Source organism: Cupriavidus sp. GW823-FHT07B10, assembly GCF_058794355.1.
Map to the genome: position 1 here is coordinate 1 of NZ_JBXAGS010000004.1, position 25,303 is coordinate 25,303.

At 65.1% G+C, this 25,303-nt stretch carries 22 protein-coding genes and 1 pseudogene; 12 read left to right on the forward strand and 11 right to left on the reverse strand.

Features of this window, described 5'->3' with window-relative positions; genetic code table 11:
* The 3 genes and pseudogenes from AC1Q6V_RS10180 to AC1Q6V_RS10190 all read right to left on the reverse strand — a co-directional run.
* Positions 1–116: pseudogene (locus AC1Q6V_RS10180) on the reverse strand (allantoinase); the annotation flags it as partial.
* 38 nt (positions 117–154) lie between these two features.
* The gene (locus tag AC1Q6V_RS10185) at positions 155–889 is read right to left on the reverse strand and encodes an aspartate/glutamate racemase family protein (RefSeq protein ID WP_010810757.1); all 735 of its coding nucleotides are present in this window, start codon (positions 887–889) and stop codon (positions 155–157) included.
* A 58-nt stretch (positions 890–947) separates the two neighbouring features.
* Complete coding sequence (locus AC1Q6V_RS10190) at positions 948–2,471, reverse strand: NCS1 family nucleobase:cation symporter-1 (protein WP_041688251.1); 1,524 nt, start codon at positions 2,469–2,471, stop codon at positions 948–950.
* Positions 2,472–2,779: 308 nt separating this feature from the next.
* Between AC1Q6V_RS10190 and AC1Q6V_RS10195 the strand changes: the two genes are divergently transcribed.
* From AC1Q6V_RS10195 to AC1Q6V_RS10210, 4 genes are all read left to right on the forward strand, one after another.
* Positions 2,780–3,961 (forward strand): CaiB/BaiF CoA transferase family protein, encoded by a 1,182-nt coding sequence (locus AC1Q6V_RS10195; protein WP_454750142.1) that lies wholly within the window; start codon positions 2,780–2,782, stop codon positions 3,959–3,961.
* Positions 3,962–4,026: 65 nt separating this feature from the next.
* Complete coding sequence (locus AC1Q6V_RS10200) at positions 4,027–4,770, forward strand: FadR/GntR family transcriptional regulator (RefSeq protein ID WP_010810754.1); 744 nt, start codon at positions 4,027–4,029, stop codon at positions 4,768–4,770.
* Positions 4,767–5,582 (forward strand): enoyl-CoA hydratase, encoded by an 816-nt coding sequence (locus tag AC1Q6V_RS10205; RefSeq protein ID WP_010810753.1) that lies wholly within the window; start codon positions 4,767–4,769, stop codon positions 5,580–5,582. Before AC1Q6V_RS10200 ends, AC1Q6V_RS10205 begins: the two co-directional genes overlap by 4 nt.
* 83 nt (positions 5,583–5,665) lie before the next feature.
* Positions 5,666–6,643, forward strand: coding sequence for a Bug family tripartite tricarboxylate transporter substrate binding protein (locus AC1Q6V_RS10210; protein WP_010810752.1), 978 nt, complete (start codon positions 5,666–5,668; stop codon positions 6,641–6,643).
* A gap of 56 nt (positions 6,644–6,699) precedes the next feature.
* On the opposite strand, the gene AC1Q6V_RS10215 is transcribed toward AC1Q6V_RS10210, so the two are convergent.
* A complete protein-coding gene (locus AC1Q6V_RS10215) occupies positions 6,700–8,862 on the reverse strand; it encodes a TonB-dependent siderophore receptor (RefSeq protein WP_454750140.1) in 2,163 nt (720 codons plus the stop codon).
* Positions 8,863–9,143: 281 nt separating this feature from the next.
* On the opposite strand from AC1Q6V_RS10215, the gene AC1Q6V_RS10220 reads away from it, so the two are divergent.
* Together AC1Q6V_RS10220 and AC1Q6V_RS10225 are read left to right on the forward strand one after the other, a co-directional pair.
* Positions 9,144–9,410: a type II toxin-antitoxin system RelB/DinJ family antitoxin gene (locus AC1Q6V_RS10220; protein WP_010810750.1), complete on the forward strand. Its 267-nt coding sequence runs from the start codon at positions 9,144–9,146 to the stop codon at positions 9,408–9,410.
* A complete protein-coding gene (locus AC1Q6V_RS10225; protein WP_454750139.1) occupies positions 9,397–9,687 on the forward strand; it encodes a type II toxin-antitoxin system YafQ family toxin in 291 nt (96 codons plus the stop codon). Before AC1Q6V_RS10220 ends, AC1Q6V_RS10225 begins: the two co-directional genes overlap by 14 nt.
* Before the next feature lie 112 nt (positions 9,688–9,799).
* Here AC1Q6V_RS10225 and AC1Q6V_RS10230 read toward each other — a convergent pair whose 3' ends face one another.
* Both AC1Q6V_RS10230 and AC1Q6V_RS10235 read right to left on the reverse strand, forming a co-directional pair.
* Complete coding sequence (locus AC1Q6V_RS10230) at positions 9,800–11,476, reverse strand: amidohydrolase (RefSeq protein ID WP_454750138.1); 1,677 nt, start codon at positions 11,474–11,476, stop codon at positions 9,800–9,802.
* A 79-nt stretch (positions 11,477–11,555) separates the two neighbouring features.
* Complete coding sequence (locus AC1Q6V_RS10235; RefSeq protein ID WP_454750137.1) at positions 11,556–13,091, reverse strand: amino acid permease; 1,536 nt, start codon at positions 13,089–13,091, stop codon at positions 11,556–11,558.
* A gap of 410 nt (positions 13,092–13,501) precedes the next feature.
* Between AC1Q6V_RS10235 and AC1Q6V_RS10240 the strand changes: the two genes are divergently transcribed.
* From AC1Q6V_RS10240 to AC1Q6V_RS10250, 3 genes are all read left to right on the forward strand, one after another.
* Positions 13,502–15,172, forward strand: coding sequence for a phospholipase D family protein (locus AC1Q6V_RS10240; protein WP_454750136.1), 1,671 nt, complete (start codon positions 13,502–13,504; stop codon positions 15,170–15,172).
* A gap of 88 nt (positions 15,173–15,260) precedes the next feature.
* Entirely contained in the window at positions 15,261–16,346 is a 1,086-nt protein-coding gene (locus AC1Q6V_RS10245; protein WP_010810744.1) for a Zn-dependent alcohol dehydrogenase, read from the forward strand.
* A 71-nt stretch (positions 16,347–16,417) separates the two neighbouring features.
* Positions 16,418–17,350: a LysR family transcriptional regulator gene (locus AC1Q6V_RS10250; protein ID WP_439672203.1), complete on the forward strand. Its 933-nt coding sequence runs from the start codon at positions 16,418–16,420 to the stop codon at positions 17,348–17,350.
* A 29-nt stretch (positions 17,351–17,379) separates the two neighbouring features.
* On the opposite strand, the gene AC1Q6V_RS10255 is transcribed toward AC1Q6V_RS10250, so the two are convergent.
* From AC1Q6V_RS10255 to AC1Q6V_RS10275, 5 genes are all read right to left on the reverse strand, one after another.
* A complete protein-coding gene (locus AC1Q6V_RS10255; RefSeq protein WP_010810742.1) occupies positions 17,380–17,886 on the reverse strand; it encodes a DUF6630 family protein in 507 nt (168 codons plus the stop codon).
* A 31-nt stretch (positions 17,887–17,917) separates the two neighbouring features.
* The gene (locus AC1Q6V_RS10260) at positions 17,918–18,607 is read right to left on the reverse strand and encodes an ArsR/SmtB family transcription factor (protein ID WP_010810741.1); all 690 of its coding nucleotides are present in this window, start codon (positions 18,605–18,607) and stop codon (positions 17,918–17,920) included.
* A gap of 642 nt (positions 18,608–19,249) precedes the next feature.
* Entirely contained in the window at positions 19,250–19,609 is a 360-nt protein-coding gene (locus AC1Q6V_RS10265) for a tetratricopeptide repeat protein (protein ID WP_052181657.1), read from the reverse strand.
* Between the two features lie 240 nt (positions 19,610–19,849).
* Positions 19,850–20,446: a short chain dehydrogenase gene (locus AC1Q6V_RS10270; protein WP_010810738.1), complete on the reverse strand. Its 597-nt coding sequence runs from the start codon at positions 20,444–20,446 to the stop codon at positions 19,850–19,852.
* Between the two features lie 640 nt (positions 20,447–21,086).
* Positions 21,087–21,752 (reverse strand): LuxR C-terminal-related transcriptional regulator, encoded by a 666-nt coding sequence (locus AC1Q6V_RS10275; RefSeq protein WP_439669437.1) that lies wholly within the window; start codon positions 21,750–21,752, stop codon positions 21,087–21,089.
* 846 nt (positions 21,753–22,598) lie between these two features.
* On the opposite strand from AC1Q6V_RS10275, the gene tssB reads away from it, so the two are divergent.
* The 3 genes from tssB (at position 22,599) to AC1Q6V_RS10290 (ending at position 25,295) form a co-directional block, all read left to right on the forward strand.
* The gene (gene tssB / locus AC1Q6V_RS10280) at positions 22,599–23,135 is read left to right on the forward strand and encodes a type VI secretion system contractile sheath small subunit (RefSeq protein WP_011617867.1); all 537 of its coding nucleotides are present in this window, start codon (positions 22,599–22,601) and stop codon (positions 23,133–23,135) included.
* Between the two features lie 63 nt (positions 23,136–23,198).
* Positions 23,199–24,710: a type VI secretion system contractile sheath large subunit gene (tssC, locus tag AC1Q6V_RS10285; protein ID WP_010810735.1), complete on the forward strand. Its 1,512-nt coding sequence runs from the start codon at positions 23,199–23,201 to the stop codon at positions 24,708–24,710.
* 60 nt (positions 24,711–24,770) lie between these two features.
* On the forward strand, positions 24,771–25,295 hold the full coding sequence (locus AC1Q6V_RS10290; protein ID WP_492344476.1) for an Hcp family type VI secretion system effector: 525 nt from the start codon (positions 24,771–24,773) through the stop codon (positions 25,293–25,295).
* Positions 25,296–25,303: the final 8 nt, after the last annotated feature.

Sequence of the window (25,303 nt, forward strand, 5' to 3'; positions counted from 1 at the left end):
CCTTCTTCGTAGTTGAGGACGAACTGCAGCGCAACGCGCGCACCGCCCGGCCAGCGGGCGTGCGGCGGCCGGGCGCCATATCCGATGAGATCGCGTGGATAGCGGGACTGGAGCATGGTGGTGGAGTCGGAATTGGATCGGGAAGTCATACGGTTCAGTTCAACGCATAAGGGGCCAGCATGCCCGCATACGCCTTGGGCAGCGGCCGCGCCCAGTCGCCGCGCTTGCTGGTGCCCAGGCGCACCGAGACCAGCGCCTCGGCCATCTTGACCGCGCACACCACGCCGTCGATCACCGGTGCGCCGATGGCGTCGGCGATCTCGTCGCACAGGTCGGTCATGCCGGCGCACCCCAGCACGATGCATTCGCTGCGGTCTTCAACCAGCGCCTGGCGGCAGGCCTCGGTGATGATGCGGCGCGCGTCCGAGCCCGGGCGCTCCAGTTCCAGCACGGGCAGGTCGCAGGCGCGCACGTTGTTGCAGAAGCGCTTCATGCCGTAGCGCTCGGCCAGGTGCCAGGCGATATTGCAGGTGCGTGCCAGCGTGGTCACCACGCTGAAGCTGCTGCCGACCACGCTGGCCATATGCATGGCGGCCTCGGCGATGCCGATCACCGGCCCGCGTGCCACCTCGCGCGCGGCGTACAGGCCGGGGTCGCCGAAGCAGGCGATCACGTAGCCGTCCACGCCCTCCTGCTCGCCGGCCAGGATCTCGTCGAGGATGCCGGGCACGGACAGGGCTTCGTCATAGTGGCTTTCGATGGAAGCCGGTCCCATGCGCGGGCTGACCGCGCTGATGCGCGTTCCCGGTGCCGCCACGGCGACGGCGCACTGCCCGATCTTGTCGGTCATGCTCTGGGTGGTATTGGGGTTGATGATCTTCAGCTTCATAGAGGCGGCTCTGCTAAGTGCGGTCGAAATCGTGCAGTCGAAAGAATGGTTCCGGGGCTCAGGCCTGGCTGGCGGCACGGCTGCCGAAGTGGCCGGGCATCATGCGCGGCGCCAGTTGCCGGTACAGCACCAGCGCAATGCCCATGCCGATAAACCAGCTGTAGTTGGCCGCGGACTGCCAGGCCGGCACCACCACGCACAGGATCGGGATGATGGCCGCCGGGATCATGGTGGCCACCGCCGCCGGGTTGAAGCCGTTGCGGTACCAGTAGCGGCCGCGCGGGTTCAGCGTGTACAGGTCGTCGACGTCGACATGCTGGCGCCGCACCAGGTAGTAGTCCGCAATCAGGATGCCGAACAGCGGGCCGATGAAGGCGCCCAGCACGTCCAGCGTGTAGTGGATCACCGCCGGATTGTTGTACAGGTTCCACGGCGTGATGAAGATCGAAGCCACGGCCGCGATCATGCCGCCGGTGCGCCAGCTGATGTGCTTGGGCGAGACGTTGGAGAAGTCGAATGCCGGCGAAACGAAGTTGGCGACGATATTGATGCCGATGGTCGCGGTCATGAAGGTGAAAGCGCCCAGCAGCATGGCGAAGGTGCTGTCGATATGGCTGACGGTCTCCACCGGGTCGGTGATCAGCTTGCCGAACACCGGCAGCGTGGCCGAGGTCGTGATCACGGTCAGCAGCGAGAAGCCCAGGAAGTTGACCGGCAGGCCCCAGAAGTTGCCGCGCTTGACCGACTTGAAGTCCTTGGCATAGCGCGAGAAGTCGCCGAAGTTCAGCATCGGGCCGGAGAAATACGACACCACCAGCGCGATCGCGCTCAGCATCACCGGCACCGCTTCCCAGCCGGTGTACTTGACGAAGCTCAGCGTGAAATTGACGTTCTCCCAGCCGGCCTTGTTCACCAGCCAGATCGCCAGCGCGATCATAACCACGTACACCGCCGGGCCGGCCCAGTCGATGAACTTGCGGATGGTCTCCATGCCGGTCCAGAACACCAGCGCCTGCAACACCCACAGCACCATGAATGCGGCCCAGCCCAGCGTGGAGAGTCCGGCAAAGCCGTGCAGCTTCACGTCGGCATAGGGCGCCAGCGCGGGGAAGAAGTGCAGCGCCAGCACCAGGAAGGCGCTGGAAGCCAGGTAGGTCTGGATGCCGTACCACGCCACTGCGATGAGCCCGCGGATCACCGCCGGGATATTGGCGCCGAGCACGCCGAACGAGGCCCGGCAGATCACCGGATAAGGCGTGCCGGTCACCTGGCTGGGCTTGGCCACCAGGTTGCAGAAGTACTGCACGATCAGGATGCCGACCAGCAGCGACACCAGCACCTGCCAGCTGGTCAGCCCCAGCGCGAACAGGCTGCCGGCGGTGATATAGCCGCCCACGCTGTGCACGTCCGACATCCAGAAGGCAAAGATGTTGTAGGTGCCCCAGGTCTGCTTGCGCAGCGGCGCCAGGTCCTCATTGGTCAGGCGTTCGTCATACCCCGGCTTGATCAGGGCGTTGCCGTGTGCGGCATGCCCGGCCTGCACCTGCGGTGCGTCGGCGGGGGTTGCGGTCGTTTGCATCATCTGAGTCTCCTGGCAGATGTGTGTCTTGACGATAGGCGACATGCGGCCGTTGGGCTCTTTGGTGTGCGCCGGTGGAAAGCTGTTTTTTATTGACTACAAAATTGTCTACAAAATTGATTGAGTGTGTAGACGATGTTGTAGATCACGGATTCGTGATTGTCAACATTCGCTTTCCCTGAAGTCTTCTCGCCCAATCCGGAATGTCCTCAGGGGTTTACCCCCGGCTTGATTCGTGCGAATCCTGAATATAGGATGTCCAACATCCCATCTGTAGATGGCCTGGCAAAGAGACAAAATTGGAGACAACTGTGGGGCATGGTCCGCTTTCCCGATTCACCGTACTCGACCTCACGCGCGTGCGCTCCGGTCCGGCCGCCGTGCGCCAGTTCGCCGACTGGGGGGCGACCGTCATCAAGATCGAAGAGCCGGGCCAGGCGCCCGATGACAAGCCGGGCGGTTCGGCGCAGTTTGCCGACTACCAGAACACCCATCGCAACAAGCAGAGCATTACGCTCAACCTCAAGCATCCGGAGGGGCGCGCGCTGTTCCTGGAGCTGGTGCGCAAGGCCGATGTGGTGGTGGAGAACTACCGGCCCAACGTGAAGTTCAAGCTGGGCATCGACTATGAGTCGCTGCGCAAGGTCAATCCGCGCATCGTCTATGGCAGCGTATCGGGGTTCGGGCAGGATGGTCCGTACCACGAGCGCCCGGGTCTGGACCAGATCGCGCAAGGGATCTCCGGCATGATGTCGGTCACGGGCGAACCCGGGCGCGGACCGATGCGCGCGGGGATTCCCGTTGCGGACCTGACCGCCGGTCTGTTCTGCGCGATCGGCCTGATGGTGGCGCTGCTGGAACGCGAAGTGTCCGGCCAGGGCCAGTGGGTGCAGACCTCCCTGCTGCAATCGCAGCTGTGGATGATGGACTTCCAGGCCATGCGCTGGCTGATGAATGGCGAGGTGCCGGGCCAGAGCGGCAACGATCATCCCACCAGCAGCCCGACCGGCGTGTTCCCGACGCAGGATGGCTACATGAATATTGCCGCCATGGGCAACGACATCTTCGAGCGGCTGTGCAAGGTGCTTGAGGTGCCTGAACTCATCGCGGACGAGCGCTTCCTGACGGTGCCGTTGCGTGCCCGCAATCGGCCGGCGCTGAACGCCGCGATCGCCGGGCGCACGCGCACCCGCACCACCGAGGAATGGATCGCCCGCATGAATCGCGAAGGGGTGCCGTGCGGCCCCATCCTCAGCATGAACGAGGCCTTCGCCGATCCGCAGGTCGAACATCTGCGCATGAGCCAGCCCATCGAGCACCCCAGGCTGGGCACGATCTCCGTCGTCGGCCAGCCGGTGATCCTGAGCCGGACCTCGCTGGGCGAACTGGCGCCGGCACCGGAGAGCGGTGAGCACAACCACGACGTGTACCGCTCGCTGCTCGGCCTGGATTCCGCGCGGATCGAAGCGCTTGCAGCGCAGGGGGTCATCTGATTGGGCGCTACCATATCCGCCATGATTGCCCCGCTTCCGGGGCCACGGACATGACGGAGATTCTGATGAAGGCCCAACTTGGCATGGAGATTCGCGGATTCACGAGCCTGCGCCGGCCGGACAACCTGCCCGACGAGATCGCGCACCAGATCCGCCAGCGCATCCTGGACGGCACCCTGGCCCACGGGCAGCAGCTGCCCACGGAGAACGAGCTGGCCACCGCGTTCGACGTGAGCCGCAATGTCGTGCGCGAGGCCATCGCGCGCCTGAAGCTGGCCGGCTACGTTGAAACCCGGCGCGGCACCGGCACGTTCGTGGCGCAGGGCATCGGGCAGCGCAACTTCGAGATCGTCACCGACGAGCTGCTGCATGAGGATGCGCTCGAGCATGTCTTCCAGCTGCGCGTCGAGATCGAATCGGGCGCGGCCGCGCTGGCGGCGCGGTTCCGCACGCCCGCGCAGCTGGAGGCGCTGCGACTGGCGCTGGCGAAGGTCGATGAAGCGGGCGCAGACTGGGAAAAGGGCGCGGACACCGCACTCGATTTTCACCTCGCTGTGGGCAATGCGACCAACAACCCGTACTTCATCCGCTTGATGGCCCATCTGAGCCATGTGCTCCACGACTCCGTGCGCACGCTGCGCTCCACCTCGACCGGGACCACGCGCATCGCGGAAGTCGAGCAGGAGCACCACGCGATCTTCGACGCCATTGCCGCGGGGAACGCCGACCAGGCGCGCGCCGCCATGCGCTACCACTTGACCAACGGTATTGAAAGACATAAGGCCCGAGCGCCTGGAAAGACAACATGACCACGACACGCATACTGCAAGGCGAGATTACCGATACCCTGCTGGTGGAAAAACGCGGCCGCACCGGCTGGATTACCTTCAACGACCCTGGCCGCCACAACGCCGTCTCGTTCGACATGTGGGCGGCACTGCCCCAGGCGCTCGCAGCGTTCGAGCAGGACGACGAAGTGCGCTCGGTAGTGCTGACTGGCGCCGGAGAGCGCGCCTTCGTGAGCGGGGCGAACATCGCGCAGTTCGACAACCTGCGCTCCGGCGAAGAGGCCGTCGCGGCCTATGAGCAAGTGGCAGAGGCCGCCCAGCTGGCTCTCTACGACCACGCCAAGCCGACCCTCGCCAGGATCAAGGGCTATTGCATCGGCGGCGGCCTGAATATCGCGCTGTGCTGTGACATCCGGATCGCGTCGTCCGACAGCACCTTTGCCATTCCGGCCGGCAAGCTCGGCCTGGGCTACCGGCTCACCGCAATCCGGAATCTGGTCAGCACGGTCGGCGCCGCCAATGCGCTCGAAATCTTCCTGACCGCCAACCGCTATGCGGCGGCGGACGCCAAGGCCCTTGGCCTGGTCCACCACGTGACCGATGCGGCCGACCTCGACACGACGCTGCAGACACGCCTGGACCAGATTGCCGCCAATGCGCCCCTCACGCTGCGCGCCGGCAAACGCATGATTCGTCAATTGCAGCAGCTGGGCCCGCAGGTCGATATCGCGGGCATGCAGCAGCTCGTCATGCAGTGCTTCGCCAGCGACGATTACCGCGAGGGCAAGCGCGCCTTCGCCGAAAAGCGCAGCCCCGTCTTCAAGGGCCAATAAGCGTTACATCCCGGCGATCCGGGAATATCGGCAATACCGCCACGCATGACGTGGGGACACATACAAAAGAGAGGAGATATGGCATGAACACGAAGCAGAGGCTTGTCCTCGCGATGGCCGTGGCCGGCCTGGGCCTGGCAGGGCACGCGGCGGCCCAATATCCGCAACAGCCCATCCGTATCGTGGTGGGCTATGCGGCCGGGGGCACCACCGACATCCTGGCGCGGGCGCTGGCCGAACAACTGGCCAGCGAGCTGAAGCAGTCGGTGATCATCGAGAACAAGCCCGGCGCGGCCGGCAACTCGGCCGCCGCCTATGTGCAGCAGTCGGCGCCGGATGGCTATACGCTGTTCATGGCAACCGTGTCGAGCCACGGCATCAACCCAGCCTTGTACAAGAAAACGCTGGGCTACGAGCCGGTCAGCGGCTTTGCGCCCGTCAGCATGGTCGCCTCGATCCCGCTCGTGCTGATCACGACCCCGAACCTGCCCGCCAGGAACGTGCCTGACCTGGTGACGCTGGCCCGGAAGAAGTCGGGAGAGCTGAACTACGCATCCAGCGGCAACGGTTCGCCGGTCCACCTGGCCGGTGCGATGTTTGCCCAGAGCGCCAATGCCAAGCTGGTGCATGTGCCGTATCGGGGCGGAGCGCTTGCCAATACTTCGGTGATCGCCGGCGAGACGCAACTGAGCTTCGCCACGCTGCCTGGCGCCCTGCCGCAGGTGAAGGCCGGCAGGCTGCGCGCCATCGCCGTGACCACCAGGGAGCGGTCGCCGCAGCTGCCGGATGTTCCCGCCATGCGTGAAGTGCCGGGCTTCGGCAGCTTCGAGATCAATACCTGGAATGCATTGCTGGCACCGAAAAATACGCCACAGCCGGTGATCGATGCGCTGAACCGGGCCGTCGCCAGGTCACTGGCATCGCCGAAGCTTATTCAGCGCTTCAACGGGGAGGGGGCGACGCCGGCAAGCAGCACCCCGGCCGAGCTCAGCCGCTTCGTCAACGCCGAGCTGGCCAAATGGGCTGGCGTCGTGAAAGACCTGGACGTCAAGGTCGACTGAAGGCAGGCGTCCGCAGAAGCGGGGCTTCTGCGGGCGGCCTTGCAGTCCGGCCAATCTCAATACGCAATCTTCGCCGTCAGGCTCACGCTGCGCGGATCCGCGGGCTGGATGTAGTTCTCGTACTGGAAGCCCCAGTAGCGCTTGTTGGTCACGTTATTCAGCGCGGCGCGCAGCGTCAGGTCCTTGCCGGCGACGCGGGTGTTGTAGCTCGCGCCGAGATTGAACACCGTGTAGCCGCCGGCCTCCAGCGTATTGCCCGCGTTCAGCTTGGTATTGCCGGTGTACTTGCCATCGACGCCAAGGCGCAGGCCGGGCACGAACGGCACGCGGTAGCTGATGCGTCCGGCCAGCACCAGGTCAGGCGCACCGGCGACGCGCTTGCCGTTGTTCGCCAGGCCCTTGTCGTAGTACGAGTCCAGGTACATCGCGCTCGCGCCGAATTCCCACTGCGGGCCCAGCCGGTACACGCCGGCCAGCTCCAGCCCCTGGTAGATCGAGGTGCCGTCCTGCTGGCGCGTCGGCACGCCGCCGTTGATGCTGTCGTACTCGGCGCCGCGCTCGATGCGGAAGGCGGCGGCGGTGGCGCTCCAGGCGGCCTGGTCGGCCTTGACGCCGATCTCATACTGCTTGCTGCGGATCGGGCTGAGCAGCTGGCGAGCGTTGGTGTAGCCATCCGGCACGATCGAGCCGGGCTCCAGCGCTTCCACGTAGCTGGCGTAGACCGTGGCCGTGGGCACGGGCTTGAACATCAGCGCCAGCGTGGGCGTGACCACGCCGTTCTTGCTGTAGCTGGAGCTCACCGGCACGTAGCCGTTCTGCTCGAAGTTGGTCACGCGCAGGCCGGCCAGCACCGACCAGCGCTCGCTCAGCTGGACGGTGTCGCTGGCGAACACCGACTTCTGCGTGATGTCGCTGTTGCGCACCTTGTTGAAGGCGGTCGAGCTGAAGTACGTGTTGGTGTTGGGCTCGAAGATATTGCCGGCGCCGATGACGGCGCCGAAGCCGTTGTTGTCATAGCGGTCGATCTGCTTCTGCCACGACAGGCCCGCCACCAGCTGGTGCCCGAACGGCCCGGTGCGGAACTTGCCTTCCAGCATCGCCTGCCATTGGCCCACCTGCTGGTTCTGCGCGGTGTCGTAGCGCTGGTCGCTGTAGTCGCCGGCCTGGTTCAGCAGGTTGTAGGTGCTTTCGTTGCGGCTGCGGTTGACCTTGGTGAAGCTGTAGTTGGTGCTCACCGCCCAGTCCGGATTGATCTGGTAGCGCAGGCCGGTGCTGTACAGCTGCAGGTTGGTGTTCAGGTGCTGGTCGGCACCGGCGAAGTTGCGGATGCGGCCGGACACCGCGGCCGGCAGGGCCGTGTCGCCGTAGCTCCACAGACTGAACGACGGCATCTGGCCAGCGGCGCGACGGTCCTGGTAGATCGAGTCGAAGGTCCAGGTCAGGTCCCTGGTCAGGCGCGCATCCAGGCCCAGCGAGACGCTGTCGCGGTTGATATTGCGCGCGTTGTAGGGCGTGCCTTCCTCGTGCGTCACGTTCAGGCGGTAGCCGAACATATTGTTCGGGCCGGCGCGCCCGCCCAGGTCGACGTGCTCGCTCCAGACATTGGCGGCGCGGTAGCCCAGTTCGAACGAGGCGGAGAAGGTGTCGGTCGGCTTCTTGGTGACGTAGTTGACGATGCCGCCCGGGGTGGCGAAGCCGTACATGAAGCCCGGCAGCCCCTTGAGCAGTTCCACTTGCTCCATGTGCTCGTAGGGCAGCGTGATGCCGTAGGCCACGAACGGCAGCCCGTTGATCTTGAAGCCGTTCTGCCAGTCGATCTGCAGGCCGCGCACGCTCAGGTAGCTGGACCAGCTGTTGTAGCCGTTGCCGTTGTCGCTGACCGACGCATCCATCGCAAACACATCGCCCAGCTTGGCCACCTGGCGCTCAGCAAGGTCTTCGCCGGTGACGATGGTGGTGGAGTACGGGGTGTCGAGCTGCGTGCGCGAGCCCAGCGCGCCGGTGCTGGCCTTTTTCTCAAGCTGCAGGCCGGAATCGTCGACCGCCGAGGCGCTGACGGTCACCGCGGGCAGCGACTGCGCATCCGCCGGCGCCGCGGCTTGCTGTGCCAGCGCGGCGGTTGCCGGAAAGCCGACCACGACAGCCAGTTGTGCCAGCACGGCGAGATGGCGGGGCATGGGTGCGCGCAGGCGCGCGGCGCGAATGACTTGACGATTCATGAGGGGACCCGCAGGGGCAGGAGACAGGCAAGCCTGTATGTAAATGTAGGTATAAATGCGAATAATTCGCATTTATGAAAAGACCGAATGATGCTAGCGTTGGGATGGGGCGTCAAGACGCCACATGAGCCTTGTGGTTGAAAACAACGGGGCGGCATCAAACTGGGCGACGTAGCTCATATGAGCTACAATGTGAATACAATTGGCGTGGACAAATCTCAAACTGGTCGAGATGTCCACTTATCCGTTCTCCACTTCGCTATTGTTCGCAGGAGCCTGTCATGTCCGCTTCGACCTTTGTCCGAGCCCGTATCGACGTTGAAATCAAGGAAGAGGCCGCGATCGTTCTGGAAGCGATGGGACTGACGGTTTCAGACGCCGTGCGCATGCTTTTGACGCGCGTGGCACGTGAAAAGGCATTGCCTGTGGAACTGATGACTCCCAATCCAGCAACCATTGCGTCGCTAAAAGAGGCGCGGGCCGGTGGCCTCCGCAAGTTCGGGTCGGTGAGCGACCTGATGGCGGATCTCAACGATGAGGACGATTGAACGGACGACCCAATTCAAGCGCGATTACAAGCGCGAACTCAAAGGGCCGTTCAAGGCGCTGCTGCAAAGCCCGGCTGGTGACTGGTTTGCAATCCTGACTGCCTTGGCGAGTGACATGTCACTGCCGGACAAATTTCGCGACCATGCGCTTGGCGGCCAGTGGAAGGACTTCCGGGATTGGCATGTTCGGCCAGACCTTTTGCTGATCTATCGGAAGCCAGACCCTTGGACACTGCAACTTGTCCGGCTTGGGTCGCATAGCGAGCTGGCCATGTAACGCGCAGTCCCAGACCGCCAGCAAATGAAAAGCGCGCGGCACGATCAGTGCCGCGCGCTTTTTTTCAAGGACAGCAAGCCGCCGCGAATGGCGGCATGCCGTGGATGGCGGCTTAACGCTTGCCGTCCTTCGCGTACACCCGCTCACCCGCCACCCAGGTCTCCAGCACCTGGGTCTTCCAGATGTCTGCCGGCTTGGCCTTGAACAGGTCCTGGTCGACCAGGATGAAGTCGGCCCACTTGCCGGCCTCGAGCGAGCCCAGCGTCTTCTCCTGGTGCTCGGCATAGGCCGCGTCCAGGGTGAAGGCGCGGAATGCCTGCGGCAGGGTCATGGCCTCTTCCGGATGCCAGCCGAGGATCGGGCGGCCTTCATGGTCAGTGCGGGTGACCGCGGCGTGCAGGCCGTAGAACGGGTTGGCCGATTCCACCGGGAAGTCCGAGCCGCCCGCGATCACGGTGCCTTGCTTGAGCAGCGTCTGCCAGGCATAGGCGCCCTTGATGCGATCCTTGCCGACACGGTCTTCGGCCATGTTCATGTCGCTGGTGGCGTGCGTGGGCTGCATCGAGGCGATCAGGTCCAGCGTCTTGAAGCGCGGGATGTCCGACAGCGCGATCACCTGCGCGTGCTCGACGCGGTTACGCAACTGGCGCCCGCCCACGTCCTTGTAGGCCGTTTCCATGGCATCCAGCACCTGGTGGTTGGTGGCATCGCCGATGGCGTGGATGTTGACCTGGTAGCCGGCCTTGATCGCGGTCTTGATCGCGGTCTGCATGGCGGCATCGCTCATGAAGAGCAGGCCGCTGTGCACGTGGTCGTCCGAGTACGGTGCCATCAGCGCGGCGCCGCGGCTGCCCAGTGCGCCGTCGCCATACAGCTTGACCGCGCGCAGGTAGTAGCGGTCGTTGCCATAGCCCACCAGCGGCCCCTTGGCCGACAGCGCCTTGAAGTCGTCGCCGGTGTCGCGGATCATGCCGTAGATGCGCGTGGTCAGCTTGCCCTGGTCGGCGAACTCGCGGTAAATCTTGTCCTCGGCAACGGTCACGCCGGCGTCGCCCGCTGCGGTCAGGCCGAGCGCGTTCATGTGCGCCAGCGAGGCGGCCAGCGCGGTGCGGCGGTCATCGTCGCTGTACGGCGGGATCACGCTGTTGACCAGCGCCATGGCCTTGTCGACCAGCACGCCGGTGGGGTTGCCGTTGGCATCGCGCTCGATGCGTCCGCCGGCCGGGTCCTTGGTGTCGCGCGTGATGCCGGCGGCCTGCAGCGCCTTGGTGTTGAGCCACGCGGCGTGGCCGTCCACGCGCACCAGCCGCACCGGGCGGTCCGACACCGCCGCGTCCAGCTCGGCCGCGGTCGGGAAGCGGCCCAGCTTCCAGTTCACCTGATTCCAGCCATAGCCCAGCAGCCACTTGCGCTGCGGGTTCTTGTCGCCATAGGCGCGGATCATGCCTTGCGCCTCGGCCAGCGTCCTGGTGCCGGACAGCGAGATCTCGGTGGTCTTGAAGCCCAGGCGGAACACGTGGCCGTGGGCGTCGATCAGGCCCGGCAGCAGGGTCTTGCCCTGGCCGTCGATGCGTTTGGCATCGGGGTACTGCGCGCGCAGTGCGGCGGCGTCGCCGGTGGCCAGCACCTTGCCCTGGTCGAACACCAGGCCGGTGAAGCTGGTGATCTTGTCCTGCTTCAGGGTGTAGCCCTGCACCGATTCCACCAGCGTCGGCGCGGCGTGCGCGGACAGGCTCAGTGCCATGCCGGCGCCAAGCGCCAGCATGCTCATGCGGATTGCTCTCTTCAAGCGATGCTCCTTGTTGTTGTTGTGCTTGTGCTTTCTTGCTCTTGTGTACTGCTGGTTGTGAAGCGCGCGGGAATGGCGCTTATTCACCGATTGCCGGCACGGCGGCGCGCGCCGGCGCGGCATCGCGTCTGGCCGGCAGGGCGGGGAATTGCATCTCGGCATAGGACACGAAGCGCGTCTTGCGCGCAATGCGATAGCCCAGCCAGATCAGGAGGAAGATCGGGATGCCGATATAGGTGGCGGCCACGCTGACCCAGTCGATCTTGCCGCTGGTGAAAGCCTGGTAGTTCTGCCCAAGCGTCACGATCAGGCACAGCGCAAAGGCGAAGATCGGCCCGTAGGGGAAGAACGGCGAGCGGTAAGGCAGCCGGTCCAGGTCCAGCCCTTGCGCGACAAAGCCCTTGCGGAAGCGGTAATGGCTGACCGCAATGCCCAGCCACGCGATAAATCCGGTCATGCCGGACAGGTTCAGCAGCCACAGGTAGACCGACCTGCTTTCGAACAACGAGGTGAGAAAGCACAGCGCGCCCACCGCGGTAGTGGCCAGCAGCGCCATCAGCGGCACGCCGTTGCGCGTGAGCTGCGCAAAGATGCACGGCGCGCGGCCTTCGGTGGCCAGGTTGTACAGCATGCGGGTGGAGGCATACATGCCAGAATTGCCGGCCGACAGCACCGCGGTCAGGATCACCGCGTTCATCACGCCTGCCGCAAAGGCCAGGCCCGCATGGCGGAACACCAGCGTGAACGGGCTGACGCCCACGGTCTGCACGTCGTTCTTGAGCAGGTTCGGGTCGGTGTAGGGGATCAGGATGCCGATGATCAGGATCGCCAGCACATAGAACAGCAGGATGCGCCAGAACACCTGGCGCACCGCGCGCGGGATGTTCTTGGCCGGATCGGCCGATTCGCCGGCGGCGACGCCGATCAGCTCGGTGCCCTGGAACGAGAAGCCGGCGATCATGGCCACGCCGATCAGCGCCGGCAGGCCGCCGACGAAGGGCGCGTCGCCGGTGGTCAGGTTGGCCAGTCCGTGGGAGGCCGACACGTCGCCGCGCAGGATGCCGAAGATCATCAGCGTGCCGATGCCGATAAAGGCGATCACCGTCACCACCTTGACCAGCGCGCACCAGTACTCGGCCTCGCCGAAGCCGCGCACCGAGATCGCGTTGAGCAGGAACATCAGGCCCAGGAACAGCGCGCTCCACAGCACGCCCGGCGTGTCGGGGAACCAGTACTGCATCACCAGCTGGGCCGCGGCCAGTTCCACCGCGATGGTCACCGCCCAGTTGTACCAGTAGTTCCAGCCGAGCGCGAAGCCGAAGCCTTCATCGACATAGCGCGCGCCATAGGTGGCGAACGAGCCCGACACCGGCATATAGGCCGCCAGCTCGCCCAGGCTGGTCATCAGGAAATAGACCATCGCCCCGATCAGGATATAGGCGGCCAGCGCGCCGCCGGGGCCGGCCTGTGCGATGGTGGCACCCGAGGCCACGAACAGCCCCGTGCCGATCGAGCCGCCGATGGCGATCATGGTGAGATGGCGTGCCCGCAGGGTGCGGCGCAGCGTCGGCGCGGGGGCGCCGGAAGAGGTGGGCTGGGAAGGTTGGCTTGACATCAGGATCCGGTCTGGGCGCGCGCCAGGACAAAAGGTCGCGAAGGCGCGCAACTATGCCGGCATCGCCGAGAGGCGGCAAGCTGCGCCGAAGCGCCAGCCGCACGGGTCGCGGCGGCCCGCCGCCAGTGCCTCCTCCCGGTTCTACCGGCCGGTATATTGGGCGGCATCATAAGAGAAATCGTTGTGCAGGGAAAGCCGCTGCGCGAGCCGCGCGCCGCCCGGTGTGCCGCATTGGCCGCGTGACCGCATTGCCTGTGCATGCGATGTAGGACAAACACCCGACGCGGAACAGGAATGGCACCGCTGCCACGGCAGGGGCGCGCGGTATATCGTGTGAGGTAGCAGGCGCTGCATGCCGGCCGGCGCGCGGGGCCAGCCCCATCCCATGCCGCCGCAGGGAGACCTCACGGATGTTCCAGACGCTCTGTCATGTTCCGTTCGATACCCGGCTAAGCCGTGCCGCGAGGCACGCGGGCGCCAGCCGGGGCCTGCGCCGGCTGACGGCGGCGATGCTCGGGTCGGCGCTGGCGGCCGGGTTGCTGGCAGGGTGCGCCAGCCTGCCAGCCTCGGCGCAGCGCACCCCCTCGAGCGCCCCGGTCAGTACCGCCGACACCCCGCTGGGCAAGGTGCTGGCGCCGCGCCTGGCGCAGCACCCAGGCGAGTCGCTGTTCTATCCGCTGCAGTCCGGGCCCGACGCGCTCGCTGCGCGGCTGGCGATGGCGCGTGCGGCGCAACGCAGCCTGGACCTGCAGACCTATATCTTCGAGACCACCGGCACCGGCGCCGCCGTGCTGGGCGACATCATCGACGCGGCCGACCGCGGCGTGCGCGTGCGCATGCTGCTCGACGACCTGCATACCGGTGGCATGGACAAGATCCTGTCGGCCATCGATTCGCATCCCAATATCGAGGTGCGACTGTTCAATCCGTTTGCCAACCGCAGCGTGCGCTGGCTGGAAATGCTGGCCGGCTTCAAGCGGCTGGACCGGCGCATGCACAACAAGTCGATGACGGTGGACAACCAGATGACCCTGCTGGGCGGGCGCAATGTCGGCGATGCCTACTTCTCCGCGCGCGCCGACATGGACTTCAGCGACCTCGATGTGCTGATTGCCGGACCGGCGGTGCCGCAGGTATCGGCGGTGTTCGACGAATACTGGAACGACCAGTCCTCATACCCGGTGGTGGCGCTGATCCCCGCAGGCAAGGAAGCGCCGGTTGAGATGCGCAGCCTGCGCAAGGGCCTGGAAGCACGCGGCGACCAGGCCGTCGCCAGCCCCTACGTGAAGGAATTGCTGGAGTCCGGCCTGGCCAAGGGCATCGAGAGCGGCCGCATGCCTGCCTACAGCGGCAAGGCTGTCGTGGTCTCCGACAAGGCCGCCAAGATTACGCACCAGACCGACGACGACCCCGGGCACGCCACCGCCCGGCTCGAGAAAATGATCAACGGCGCGCAGAAGGAAGTGCTGCTGATCTCGCCGTACTTCGTGCCGGACGACGATGGCGAGGCCTGGCTGATCGCCCTGGCAAAGCGCGGCATCCGCGTGCGCATCCTGACCAACTCGTTTGCCGCCACCGATGTCAGCCCGGTGCATGCCGGCTACGCCCCGCACCGGCTGGCGCTGGTGGCCGCGGGCGTCGAGCTGTACGAGCTCAAGCCCAGCGCCTACGCCGAACTGGCAAGCAGCGGCAAGGCCGCGCGCGGTTCGCGCTCGCGCTCATGGCTGTCGTCCAGCCGCGCCAGCCTGCATGCCAAGAACTACATCGTCGACCGGCACCTGGTATTCATCGGCTCGCTCAACATGGACCCGCGCTCGGCCAAGCTCAATACCGAGATGGGCGTCGTGCTGGACAGCCCGGCGCTGGCCGAGCGCATGATCAAGTCCACCGAGCACGGGCTGCTCGACATGGCCTATCGCGTCGGCATGCAGACCGATGGCGACGGCGGCAACCGGCGTCTGACCTGGACCACGCGCGAGAAGGGGCAGCTCATGGTCTATGACAGCGAACCCGGCATGGGTCCGCTGCAGCATCTGGGCATCGGCGTGCTGCGCGTGCTCCCGATCAAGGAAGAGCTATAAGCCTGGCTGCGGTGCTGCACCGCGCCTTTCCTGAACCCGGGTTTGGGCGTATGGTTTTCCGCTTCGTTGCCTGCCGCAAAGGAGCTTCATGAAGGCCGCTGTCCTGTATCAACCCAAGACCCCGCTGATTATCGAAGACGTTGCCATCGGCAAGCCCGGCCCGCGCGAGGTGCTGGTGCGCACCGCCGCCGTGGGCGTGTGCCACTCGGACCTGCATTTCCTGGACGGTGCCTACCCGTACCCGATGCCGGCAATCCTGGGCCACGAGGCCGCGGGTGTGGTCGAGCAGGTCGGCGCCGAAGTGCGCACGGTCAAGCCCGGTGACCACGTGATCACCTGCCTGTCGGCCTACTGCGGCCATTGCGAACACTGCCTGACCGGCCGCCTGTCGCTGTGCATTGAGCCCGATACCCGCCGCCGCGAAGGCGAAGAGCCGCGCCTGATGGCCCGCCAGGGCGGGCCCATGAACCAGTTCCTGAACCTGTCGGCGTTCGCCGAGCAGATGCTGATCCATGAGCACGCGCTGGTGGCAATACGGCGCGACATGCCGCTGGACCGCGCCGCGCTGATCGGCTGCGCGGTCACCACCGGCATGGGCGCGGTGATCCATACCGCGAAGGTGCAGCCGGGCGAGACCGTTGCCGTGATCGGCTGCGGCGGCATCGGGCTGGCCACGGTCAACAGCGCCGCCATCGCCGGTGCCGGGCGCATCATCGCCATCGACCGCGTGCCGGCCAAGCTGGAGCTGGCGCGCAGGTTCGGCGCGACCGACGTGATCGACGCCGGCAATGCCGATGTGCTGGATGCCGTGCGCACCCTCACCGGCGGCGGCGTGCACCATGCCTTCGAGGCCATCGGCCTGAAGCAGACCACCGAGCAGGCCTTTGCCATGCTGCGCCGGGGCGGCACCGCCACGGTCATCGGCATGATCGCGCCGGGCGTCAAGATTGAACTGAAGGGCAGCGATTTCCTGGGCGAGAAGCGCATCCAGGGCTCGCTGATGGGCTCCAACCGCTTCCCGGTGGACATGCCGCGCATGGTGGACTTCTATATGGCCGGCCGCCTGCACCTGGACGAACTGATCGCGCAGCGCCTGCCGCTGGAGCGCATCAACGATGCCTTCGACCAACTGCGCCGCGGCGAGCTGGCGCGCTCGGTGATCCTGTTCGATTAAGGGCCGCCGCCCACAGCGCCATGGTTCGCGCTGTGGGACAATCGCGGCGCACCGCAATGACGAGGCGCCGCATGAAGACAATCGAATGGAAGGACTGGGAGATTTTTTGCCGCGTGGTGGAAGGCGGCGGCTTCACCCAGGGGGCCGAGCTGGCAGAGGTACCCAAATCTTCCGCCAGCGCCGCGGTGGCACGGCTGGAAGGCCAGCTAGGCATCCGCCTGTTCGAGCGCACCACGCGCCGCGTGCGCGTGACCGAACGCGGCCAGCGCCTGTATGAGCGCGTGGCGCCGCTGTTCGCCGAACTCCATGAAATCAGTGCCGAGGCCACCTCGGACAGCGCCGAAGTCAGCGGCCTGCTGCGCATCTCCACCCCCTATGAAGTCGGCTCCCAGCATCTGTCCGAAAGCCTGACGCGCGTGCTGCGCGCCCACCCCGGCCTGCGCGTGCAGGTCGATGTCAGCTGGGACCAGCCCGACCTGATCCGCCACGGCTACGACCTCGCGTTCGTGATGACCGACACCGCGCTGCACGACACCTCGTTCGCCAGCAAGCGCGTGGTGCTGGTTGAGCGCGCCTTCTATGCCGCGCCGGCACTGATCAAGACGCGCGGGCTGCCGCGCACGCCGCAGGACCTGCAGGGGTGGCCCACGCTGGGCAATGCCGACGACCGCCACTGGGAGTTCCTGCGCGACGGCGTGGAGATTGCACGCCTGGATGTCGAGCCGCGCATCTGCACCCATAACGCCGAGCTGCGGCTCAAGGCGGCGCTCGACGGGCTGGGCGTGACGCGGCTGTCGCCGCGCTTCGTGCAGGATGCGGTCGGTCAGGGGCAACTGGTGCGGGTGCTGCCGGGCTATGCCTCATCGCCGCTGAAGGTCTACGTGCTGATGCCGGCGCGCAAGCTGATGCCGGCCAGCGTGCGGGTGCTGCTGGACATGCTGGAGCAGACGCTGGGGGTGCCGGAGGCGCGGCGCCCGTACGGCAAGCGGAGGGAGAACGCTTAGCTGCCGCGGCCTCCGCTTGCGGGCATCGGTCAATAAGGCTGCTCGGCCGGCCGCACGTCAAAGTGCAGCACTTCGGCAAGATCCAGCATCTCCTCGTCGTCCTCGCTGCGCGTGATCCAGCCGCCGTAGGCGTCGCCGCCGGTATCCCAGTTCCACAGCGTATAGCCGGCCACGCGCAATTGGTTGTGCGCCAGCTCCATCAGTTCCGGCACGCTGGTGGTCTCCAGGAAGGCTTCTTCTTCGGGATCGTCGCTGCCCCAGTCGATTTCCAGGTCGATCCGTTCGCACAACTGGTTCAGGCAGCCGATAAAGGACTGGGCATCCTTCCAGTCGACAAAGAACCCGGACTGCCAGTCGATGACCTCACGGATCACCCACAGCAGTTCCTGGCCATCGGTGTCATCGTCCTCGGCATCGAGCAGGGCATCTTCAAACATCGACAGCTGCGCCGAGGTCTGCGCGCTGTCGCCAAGGTTGATCAGGGCGAAGAAACGCGCAATCGCGTCCTGCGTGTCGTCGTCCAGGGGTGTGGCCATCTTGTTTTCTCCTGTTGCTTGCTGCGGTCTCCTAGGCCGCGATGCGAATGATCTCGCGTTGGCCCGCCGGTGTCACGCGCAACGCGCGCGAGGTGCGCGTAGGCTCGACCCAGCCGCGCGACAGCAGGCTGCCCAACAGCGCCGCGCCAAGCGCGCCGCCCAGGTGCGGCTTGCGCTCGCTCCAGTCCGGGCAGGTGCAGGCAAACTGGCGCCGCTTGCGCCGCGCCGCCTCCACGTCGACACCCAGCCCCGCCAGCGCCTGCGCGCCGTCGCCGCTCAGGTCTACGCGCTGTCCGTCCAGCATCAGCCAGCCTGAATGCGTCATCCGCTCGAACAGGCCCACGGCCAGCTCGCCCGCCAGGTGGTCATAGCAGGTGCGCGCCTGGCGCAGCGCCGGTGGCGCGGTGCGCGATACCGGCACGTCGCGCAGCCGCGGCGGCTGGCTGGCCAGCGACGCCGACGCCAGCGCCTCGATCGCCACGCCGATCTCCGGCGCGGCCAGGCGGTAGTAGCGGTTGCGCCCGCGCGTCTCCGCCACCAGCAGCCCGCCTTCGGTCAAGCGGGCCAGGTGGCCGCTGGTGGAGGAGGCCGACAGCCCGGCGATCAGCGCCAGCTCGCCGGCGGGCCGGGCGCTGCCGTCCATCAGCGCCCACAGCATGGCCGCGCGGCCGGGATCGGCGAGCAGGGCGGCGAGGTGGCTGATGCCCGGGGTGTAATCCATGGTTTGGCTCCGGATGAAAGGTGGCATGCGGAGTATAGGAGATGGGCCGGTCGTTGTGACCTCGGGGAATAAAGTCCTACCGAAATGTATGGTTCAGCCATCCCTAGCAGCGTGAAGCGGCAGTCCTTTGTCGCCTCGCGCTGCCGCTCTGCAGCAGCGCCTACATTCCCGTTGTCTCCCCACCTCCCGCCAGGCCGCACCCAGCAAGGGCCAATCCGAAACTAACCGGTTTGCCTCTCGGCATGGCAGCTCCGGTAGACATCGGCAAATCTTGGCACGGCGAGGATTTGCTGCACGAGTTCCCAGAAGCACGCGAAGTCCTCTTTTCGCTTCGTGAGGTTGGCCAGTGCGCGATGGAGGGAATCCGGCTCGGCCGTTAGCGCCGACACTCGCTTGCCAAGTCGGACAAAAGCGTCCGCAATATCATGCGTCGGCCCCAGCAGGGTCAGCGATGCGATGCGCTCTGGTATCCGCATGGCCAAGTTTAAAGCTAGCCGCCCAGCTCCAGCGCTCGCCCATGCTCGCCGAGTAGCCACTTCGGACGCACCGTTGGAAAAGGCGCAGAGAAAAGATGGACGAAAATCGCCCGGCAGCGCCTCTCGCTCAATGCCGCGCCGGCCGGCAGACTGTTCCCATGCACGACTACGTCTTGGCCTCCCCTGACTGACCGCCAGCATCGCCCGATTGCCGGTCCAAACGTCGAAGACGCACAATCATTTCCTTCTCGGCTTGTTTGTCGCCGTGGGCCTTCGCGGCTTCAATTCCCTTCTGAAAGGCTACACGCGCCTTCGCATCTTGGCCGAGGTCCACATAGAGAACTCCGAGGGCTCGCCAAGCACCCGAATAGTGCGGGTCCAACTCGGTGGCTTTGACCAGATGAGGGACAGCAGCGGCCAACTCTCCTTGTTGCTGGTACGCCATTGCAAGCGTGACCCTGAGCAGAACGGAGTCCTGGCCAGCGGCGAGTCGTCGCTCCAGCGGTGCTATCGAGAACTTTGGCATGGTCATAGCCCTCCTCTGTCTCCTCACGCGTGTACAGCGGACCTACAAGCCGGGCCAGTGTGTGACTTCGCTTCAAAACCAACGCGCAAATGAAGGGAACGTGCTCGGCGAGAACGCAAGTGGCACAACCATGAACTCGACGAGAGGGCCGCCACGGGCACGACGACGATTGTTGCCGGTTGGCCGACCGCCGACTTCGTACCAACCACGCTTTGCGGAGCGGCGCGTGGACAATGCGATTCAATGGGTGACCGACACTACCTGCCCGGAAATGTCTTCCAGAATACATTTCTGGTAGACCTGTGCGACCACCGCCGCCCGAACGCCCTTGGCGGGGTCGCGTCCCATCGCTTCGAGCGTCTCCCACACCCATCCGGGGCTGATGACATTCACGCGAATCTTGCCTTGCAATTCGAGCGCTGCCGCCCGCCCGAACGCCTCAATGGCGGCGTTCACGGTGCTTACTGCTGCACCACCGAGCATTGGATGCTGCGCGAGGGTGCCACTGGTAAGCGTGACCGACCCGCCCTGGGAGATGTATGGAACCCCATACCGTACAAGATTGACCTGCCCCATCAGTTTATTGGCTAGGCTGAATGCAAAATCGTCGTCAGTCAGGCTGTCCAGTGGGGCGAATTTCGCGGTACCTCCTACGCAGACCACGGCATCAACCATCCCCAGTTGTTTGTACATCGCCAGAATCGACTGCTTGTCGGAGATGTCGACTGAGACCGCCGGCGAGCTACGACTGGCCCCGACCACGTCGTGCTCTTCCGACAATAAAGTCGTAATTTCTTTCCCAAGAAGCCCTGAGGCTCCAATGACCAGGATGCGCATACGTCCCCCTGATAACAGATGATGGGTGGTAGTGAATGGCCCACAGTACCCAGCCCGTTTTCAAGATGAAATAGCCTAGTTCATAGCATACGCCTTGCACGCAACTACGCGCCGACAACAGCTGCTTGGGTACCGAGCGGCAAGGAATGGCCACACTCGCTCGGCCATATTGCCGCGAAGACGCCGCCATGGAACCCCGTGGCGCGAGAGCTACTCAGACTGTTCTTTCTCAGTGTGCATCAAATTGACTCCGATCATGTTCGAGGACCGGAGTTGGTTACAGCTGACTGTGATTGGTGCAAGTCGCGGCGCGTTGGGGCGCTCTGCCTACCCCGCAGATCGGCGATGAACCAAAAAAACCCGCGCGGGCGGGGATGTGTAGCCGAGGGGTCAATCACGACGTGACTGAACGATGGCCGAATGTTCCGAACATTTCTGCCCCACTGGGGCAGGGTCAAGTTTCAGGGGTCGGCATTGGTGCCAGCAACTTTTGCTTTGCCACGTTGCCCTTTGATCCTGAAGAAGAACATCGGCAAAGCCGGTCCCTCCTATGTCGCCAGGTAATCCTGGTTTCGCATTGTTGGCGAATGCTCCCCGTCGCGCCCACTTCTGTGCCGAGAGCTCAGGGGTGCCCCCCGCCTCAGTTCAGCACGCCGTACGCACGCGCTTCAAAGATAGCCTGCGTGCGCGTCTTGACCGCCAGCTTCTTATAGATGTTCTTGACGTGCGACTCGATGGTCAGCCGCGACAGTGACAGTGCGTCGGCGATCTCGCGGTTGGTCGACCCCTTGTTGATGAAGACGAGGATCTCGGTCTCGCGTGCGCTGAGCAGCGGCTTTGCGCTTCCCGTCGGTGAAAGCCTGGTCTCGGCGGGTGCGGCCTTGGGTACCAATGTCGTGAGTAGCCGCTTGGCAATGGACGGATCGATCGGCGTGCCACCGCGCAGCGCGCCCCGCAGGCACACCGTCAGCTCGATGTCGTCGCGCTCCTTGAGCAGGTAGCCGGTGGCGCCGGCGATCAGCGCGCCGACGATTTCCGTGTCCGTGCCCGGTGATGCAATCACGACGATGGGCAGATCCGGAGCACGCTCGCGCAGGCACCGGATCAGCTCGATGCCACCGCCATCGGGCAGGCTGGTGTCGACCAGCGCCATGTCGAACGGACCCTGATCCACCAGCGCGCAGGCCTGCGCGATGGTGCCCGCGAACGAGAGCGCGCCGGCCGCGTAGTCGAGCACGGTGAGGATCCCGCAAAGGCGCGTCAGCATCGGGCTCTCGTGCCCGACCAGCAGCAGTTGGCCACGCATGACGTTTCGGCGGCTATCGGAGAGCGTCGCGTTCGTTGGCATGGAGAAAGGCATGGGGGCTGGTGCGACCAGGGATGCGAGCTGCATGCCCGGTCGGGTGCAGTTCAGATGATCAGCGGCGCTGATTTCACCATCGGACCCGCAGTGATGCAATACGGCAACTGTCGTATGCGATTGACATGGCTGACCCCTTTCTCGTTCTGGTTTGACCCTTGGTAGCGGCGCATGCCACGGTATTGCGTGGCATGCAGCTGGGCCTTGGGTAGAAGTAAAGCCCAATCAGGCGGTTTTTCCTATACCTGAAATCAGGCAGAGGCTGCTGCCGCGCGTTGGGGCAAGCCATCTCCCCCGAATGAGGCTGGGGGCCAGCCAGGCAGGTTTGCGATACCGCGCGGCGCAACCTCGGGCGGTAGCCCTGCTGATCAAAATACCAATTCTCAGGGATTGTGCCCGACCTCACCGTCACCTTAAATTCCGCTTGAATTTGCGCGCCGCAACTAGAAACACAGCAAGGGTCAACGATGGAACGGCGCGCAAAGACAAGGTGCCTTCGTCGTGCCGCAGCACGCCATGCGCGAGCCGGCTGGCGCGGAGCCACCAGCGGGGTCGAGCGCGTGCAGCCTGCTGCCTGCGCACTGCGCCAGGTAGGAACGGGTAACAAAAAGTGGGTTTGCCAGCGAGGGCATCCGTCTTCCGCAGCCGCCATGCCGGCCCTGCGGCGCGATGCGCTTCGACCTTTTTCGGACCGGTTGCGCCGGCCCGGGGGACTGGTTTTGCCTTCAGCACGGGCTGCCGTGCGAAACCGATGATTTGACCGGACACATTCGAGTCCTTCCGGAGAGTTCCATGTCCAATAGTCTGCAGAAGTGGGTAGGGCGAAATCGCCCGCCTCGGGTCCAGATTTCATATGACGTAGAGGTCGGTGACGCGGTCGAGAAGCGCGAGCTGCCCATGGTGGTCGGCCTGCTGGCGGACCTGTCCGGGCAACCGGCAGTGCCGCCGCCCAAGCTCAAGGAACGGCGCTTCATCGAGATCGACCGCGACAACTTCGACGGGATCATGGGCAAGATCGCGCCGCGCCTGGAGTTGTCCGTGCCCGACACCATGAAGGGCGACACCAATCTCAAGGTCGAACTGCGCTTCGACAAGTTCAGCGACTTCCATCCCGAAAGCCTGGTGGCGCAGGTGCCGCGCCTGGCCAAGCTGCTGGAAGCACGCCAGCAACTGCGCGACCTGCTCGGCAAGCTCGATGGCAACGACGAACTCGACGTGCTGCTCGAGCGCATCGTCAACAACGCCGATGAGCTCAAGCTGGTGCGCAGCGAAGCCGACTCCGGCGCCGCGGCGGCACAGCCGGAAACCGGAGACGCCACGCCGGCATGACGCGGCGGCGGGCGCGGGCATCGAGGCCCGCAGGACGCAACGAATTCACAAAGGGTGAACCAGATGGCAAAGAACTCCGCAGCGGACAACGCGAGCGCCGAATCAAAGGGGAGCACCACGGCCGCAGCCGAGCGTGAACTGACGCTGCTCGACCGTATCGTGCAGGAAGGCAATATGGCGGTGGAGCCGTCGCAGAGCGGCTATGCCAGGAAGCTGATCGGCCAGCTGGCCTCGCAGATCCTTGACGAGGGCATGCGCACCAGCCCGGACAAGAGCCTGGTGGCAACCATCAACGAGCGCGTGGCCGAGATCGACCGCCTGCTGAGCGACCAGCTCAACGCGATCATGCACGACCCCGCGTTCCAGGCGCTGGAAGGCGCGTGGACCGGCCTGCACGACATGGTCTACGGCACCGAGACCGGCACCAGCCTGAAGCTGCGCCTGCTCAACGTGACCAAGGCCGAGCTGCTGAAGGATCTTGAAACCGCAGTCGACCACGACATGAGCGTGCTGTTCAAGAAGATCTACGAAGAAGAGTACGGCACCTTCGGCGGCCATCCCTACACGCTGCTGATCGGCGACTACAGCTTCGGCCGCCATCCGCAGGACGTGGCGCTGCTTGAGCGGATATCGAAGGTGGCAGCCGCCGCCCATGCACCGTTCATCACCAGCGCGGCGCCGAGCCTGTTCGACCTGCGCGCTTTCACCGAGCTGGGCGTGACGCGCGACCTGGCCAAGATCTTCGAGAGCGCGGAGCTGGCGCAGTGGCGCGGCTTCCGCGAAACCGAGGATTCGCGCTATGTGTCGCTGGTGCTGCCGTCCTACGCGGCGCGCCTGCCTTACGGCGCCAGGACCAATCCGGTCGAGAGCTTCAATTTCGAAGAAGACGTCGACGGCACCGACCACAGCAAGTACCTGTGGGCCAACTCGGCCTACCAGCTGGGCCTGCGCATCACCGACGCGCATGCCAAGTACAACTGGTCGACCGCCATCCGCGGCGTTGAAGGCGGCGGCAAGGTCGACGGCCTGGTTGCGCATACCTACAAGACGGATGAAGGCGACGTCGCGCTCAAGTGCCCGACCGAGGTCACCATCACCGACCGCCGCGAGAAGGAGCTCAACGACCTGGGCTTCATCGCCATCGTCAACGCCAAGGGCTCGAACAGCGCCACCTTCTTTGGCAGCCAGACGGCAAACAAGCCCAAGGTCTACAACAAGGACCAGGCCAACGCCAACGCGCAGTTGTCTGCCCGACTGCCGTATGTGCTGGCGGCTTCGCGCTTTGCGCACTACCTGAAGGTGATCATGCGCGACAAGGTGGGCAGCTTCCAGACGCGCGGGGACGTGGAGCGCTACCTGAACAACTGGATCGCCGACTACGTGCTGCTCAATCCCTCCGCGACGCCGGAGGCCAAGTCGCGCTTTCCGCTGAGCGCCGCGCGCGTCGACGTGACCGAGGTGCCGGGCAAGCCCGGCGCCTACCGTGCCACGTGTTTCCTGAAGCCGCACTTCCAGATGGAAGAACTGACCGCATCGATCCGCCTGGTTGCAGACTTGCCGGCAGCGGCAGCGTAGACCGGCAGACTCGCATCCCGGCATCCCCGGACATAACGGAACTGAGAGAGCACAGACACCATGGACACCATCATTCTCGACATCCCCGAGATCAAGGGCTGCAACAAGCAGCAGACTGGCCGTGCCGCCGAGCGCATCCAGATCTATTCGTTCTCGCACGGCGTGGCGATGGCCGTGACCAATGACCCGGCCAACTCGAAGCGCACCTCGGGCAAGGCGCAGTTCCAGAGCATGACGATGTCAAAGAAGACCGACCAGGCCACGCCCGGCCTGTACGCCGCGTGCGCCGCCGGCAAGTCGCTCGGCGATGTGAAACTCGAGATCGGACGAACCGAAGACGGTGCGTTCCGCTCGGAGATGACCTACACGCTGAGCGACGCGATCGTCGAGTCCATCCAGACCGCTGGCGGCATGGGCGATTCCTCCGACACGTTCACGCTCGACTTCACCCGCATCACCGCGTTCTTCACGCAACAGAAGGGCGACGCGCAGAAGGAAGGCACGGCGGCGTTCGGCTGGGACCTGGTGGAGAACATGGCCTGCGCGGTGTCCGCGCCGCCGGAGCCGCAGAAGAAGGCGGCGTAAGCGGGGCT

Excerpts from the sequence above, each read along its gene's own strand:
- AC1Q6V_RS10185 (WP_010810757.1), bottom strand. The coding sequence starts at position 889 with ATGAAGCTGAAGATCATCAACCCCAATACCACCCAGAGCATGACCGAC.
- AC1Q6V_RS10190 (WP_041688251.1), bottom strand. The coding sequence starts at position 2,471 with ATGATGCAAACGACCGCAACCCCCGCCGACGCACCGCAGGTGCAGGCC.
- AC1Q6V_RS10200 (WP_010810754.1), top strand. The coding sequence starts at position 4,027 with ATGAAGGCCCAACTTGGCATGGAGATTCGCGGATTCACGAGCCTGCGC.
- AC1Q6V_RS10205 (WP_010810753.1), top strand. The coding sequence starts at position 4,767 with ATGACCACGACACGCATACTGCAAGGCGAGATTACCGATACCCTGCTG.
- AC1Q6V_RS10210 (WP_010810752.1), top strand. The coding sequence starts at position 5,666 with ATGAACACGAAGCAGAGGCTTGTCCTCGCGATGGCCGTGGCCGGCCTG.
- AC1Q6V_RS10215 (WP_454750140.1), bottom strand. The coding sequence starts at position 8,862 with ATGAATCGTCAAGTCATTCGCGCCGCGCGCCTGCGCGCACCCATGCCC.
- AC1Q6V_RS10220 (WP_010810750.1), top strand. The coding sequence starts at position 9,144 with ATGTCCGCTTCGACCTTTGTCCGAGCCCGTATCGACGTTGAAATCAAG.
- AC1Q6V_RS10225 (WP_454750139.1), top strand. The coding sequence starts at position 9,397 with ATGAGGACGATTGAACGGACGACCCAATTCAAGCGCGATTACAAGCGC.
- AC1Q6V_RS10235 (WP_454750137.1), bottom strand. The coding sequence starts at position 13,091 with ATGTCAAGCCAACCTTCCCAGCCCACCTCTTCCGGCGCCCCCGCGCCG.
- AC1Q6V_RS10240 (WP_454750136.1), top strand. The coding sequence starts at position 13,502 with ATGTTCCAGACGCTCTGTCATGTTCCGTTCGATACCCGGCTAAGCCGT.
- AC1Q6V_RS10245 (WP_010810744.1), top strand. The coding sequence starts at position 15,261 with ATGAAGGCCGCTGTCCTGTATCAACCCAAGACCCCGCTGATTATCGAA.
- AC1Q6V_RS10250 (WP_439672203.1), top strand. The coding sequence starts at position 16,418 with ATGAAGACAATCGAATGGAAGGACTGGGAGATTTTTTGCCGCGTGGTG.
- AC1Q6V_RS10255 (WP_010810742.1), bottom strand. The coding sequence starts at position 17,886 with ATGGCCACACCCCTGGACGACGACACGCAGGACGCGATTGCGCGTTTC.
- AC1Q6V_RS10260 (WP_010810741.1), bottom strand. The coding sequence starts at position 18,607 with ATGGATTACACCCCGGGCATCAGCCACCTCGCCGCCCTGCTCGCCGAT.
- AC1Q6V_RS10265 (WP_052181657.1), bottom strand. The coding sequence starts at position 19,609 with ATGCCAAAGTTCTCGATAGCACCGCTGGAGCGACGACTCGCCGCTGGC.
- AC1Q6V_RS10270 (WP_010810738.1), bottom strand. The coding sequence starts at position 20,446 with ATGCGCATCCTGGTCATTGGAGCCTCAGGGCTTCTTGGGAAAGAAATT.
- AC1Q6V_RS10275 (WP_439669437.1), bottom strand. The coding sequence starts at position 21,752 with ATGCGTGGCCAACTGCTGCTGGTCGGGCACGAGAGCCCGATGCTGACG.
- tssB (WP_011617867.1), top strand. The coding sequence starts at position 22,599 with ATGTCCAATAGTCTGCAGAAGTGGGTAGGGCGAAATCGCCCGCCTCGG.
- tssC (WP_010810735.1), top strand. The coding sequence starts at position 23,199 with ATGGCAAAGAACTCCGCAGCGGACAACGCGAGCGCCGAATCAAAGGGG.
- AC1Q6V_RS10290 (WP_492344476.1), top strand. The coding sequence starts at position 24,771 with ATGGACACCATCATTCTCGACATCCCCGAGATCAAGGGCTGCAACAAG.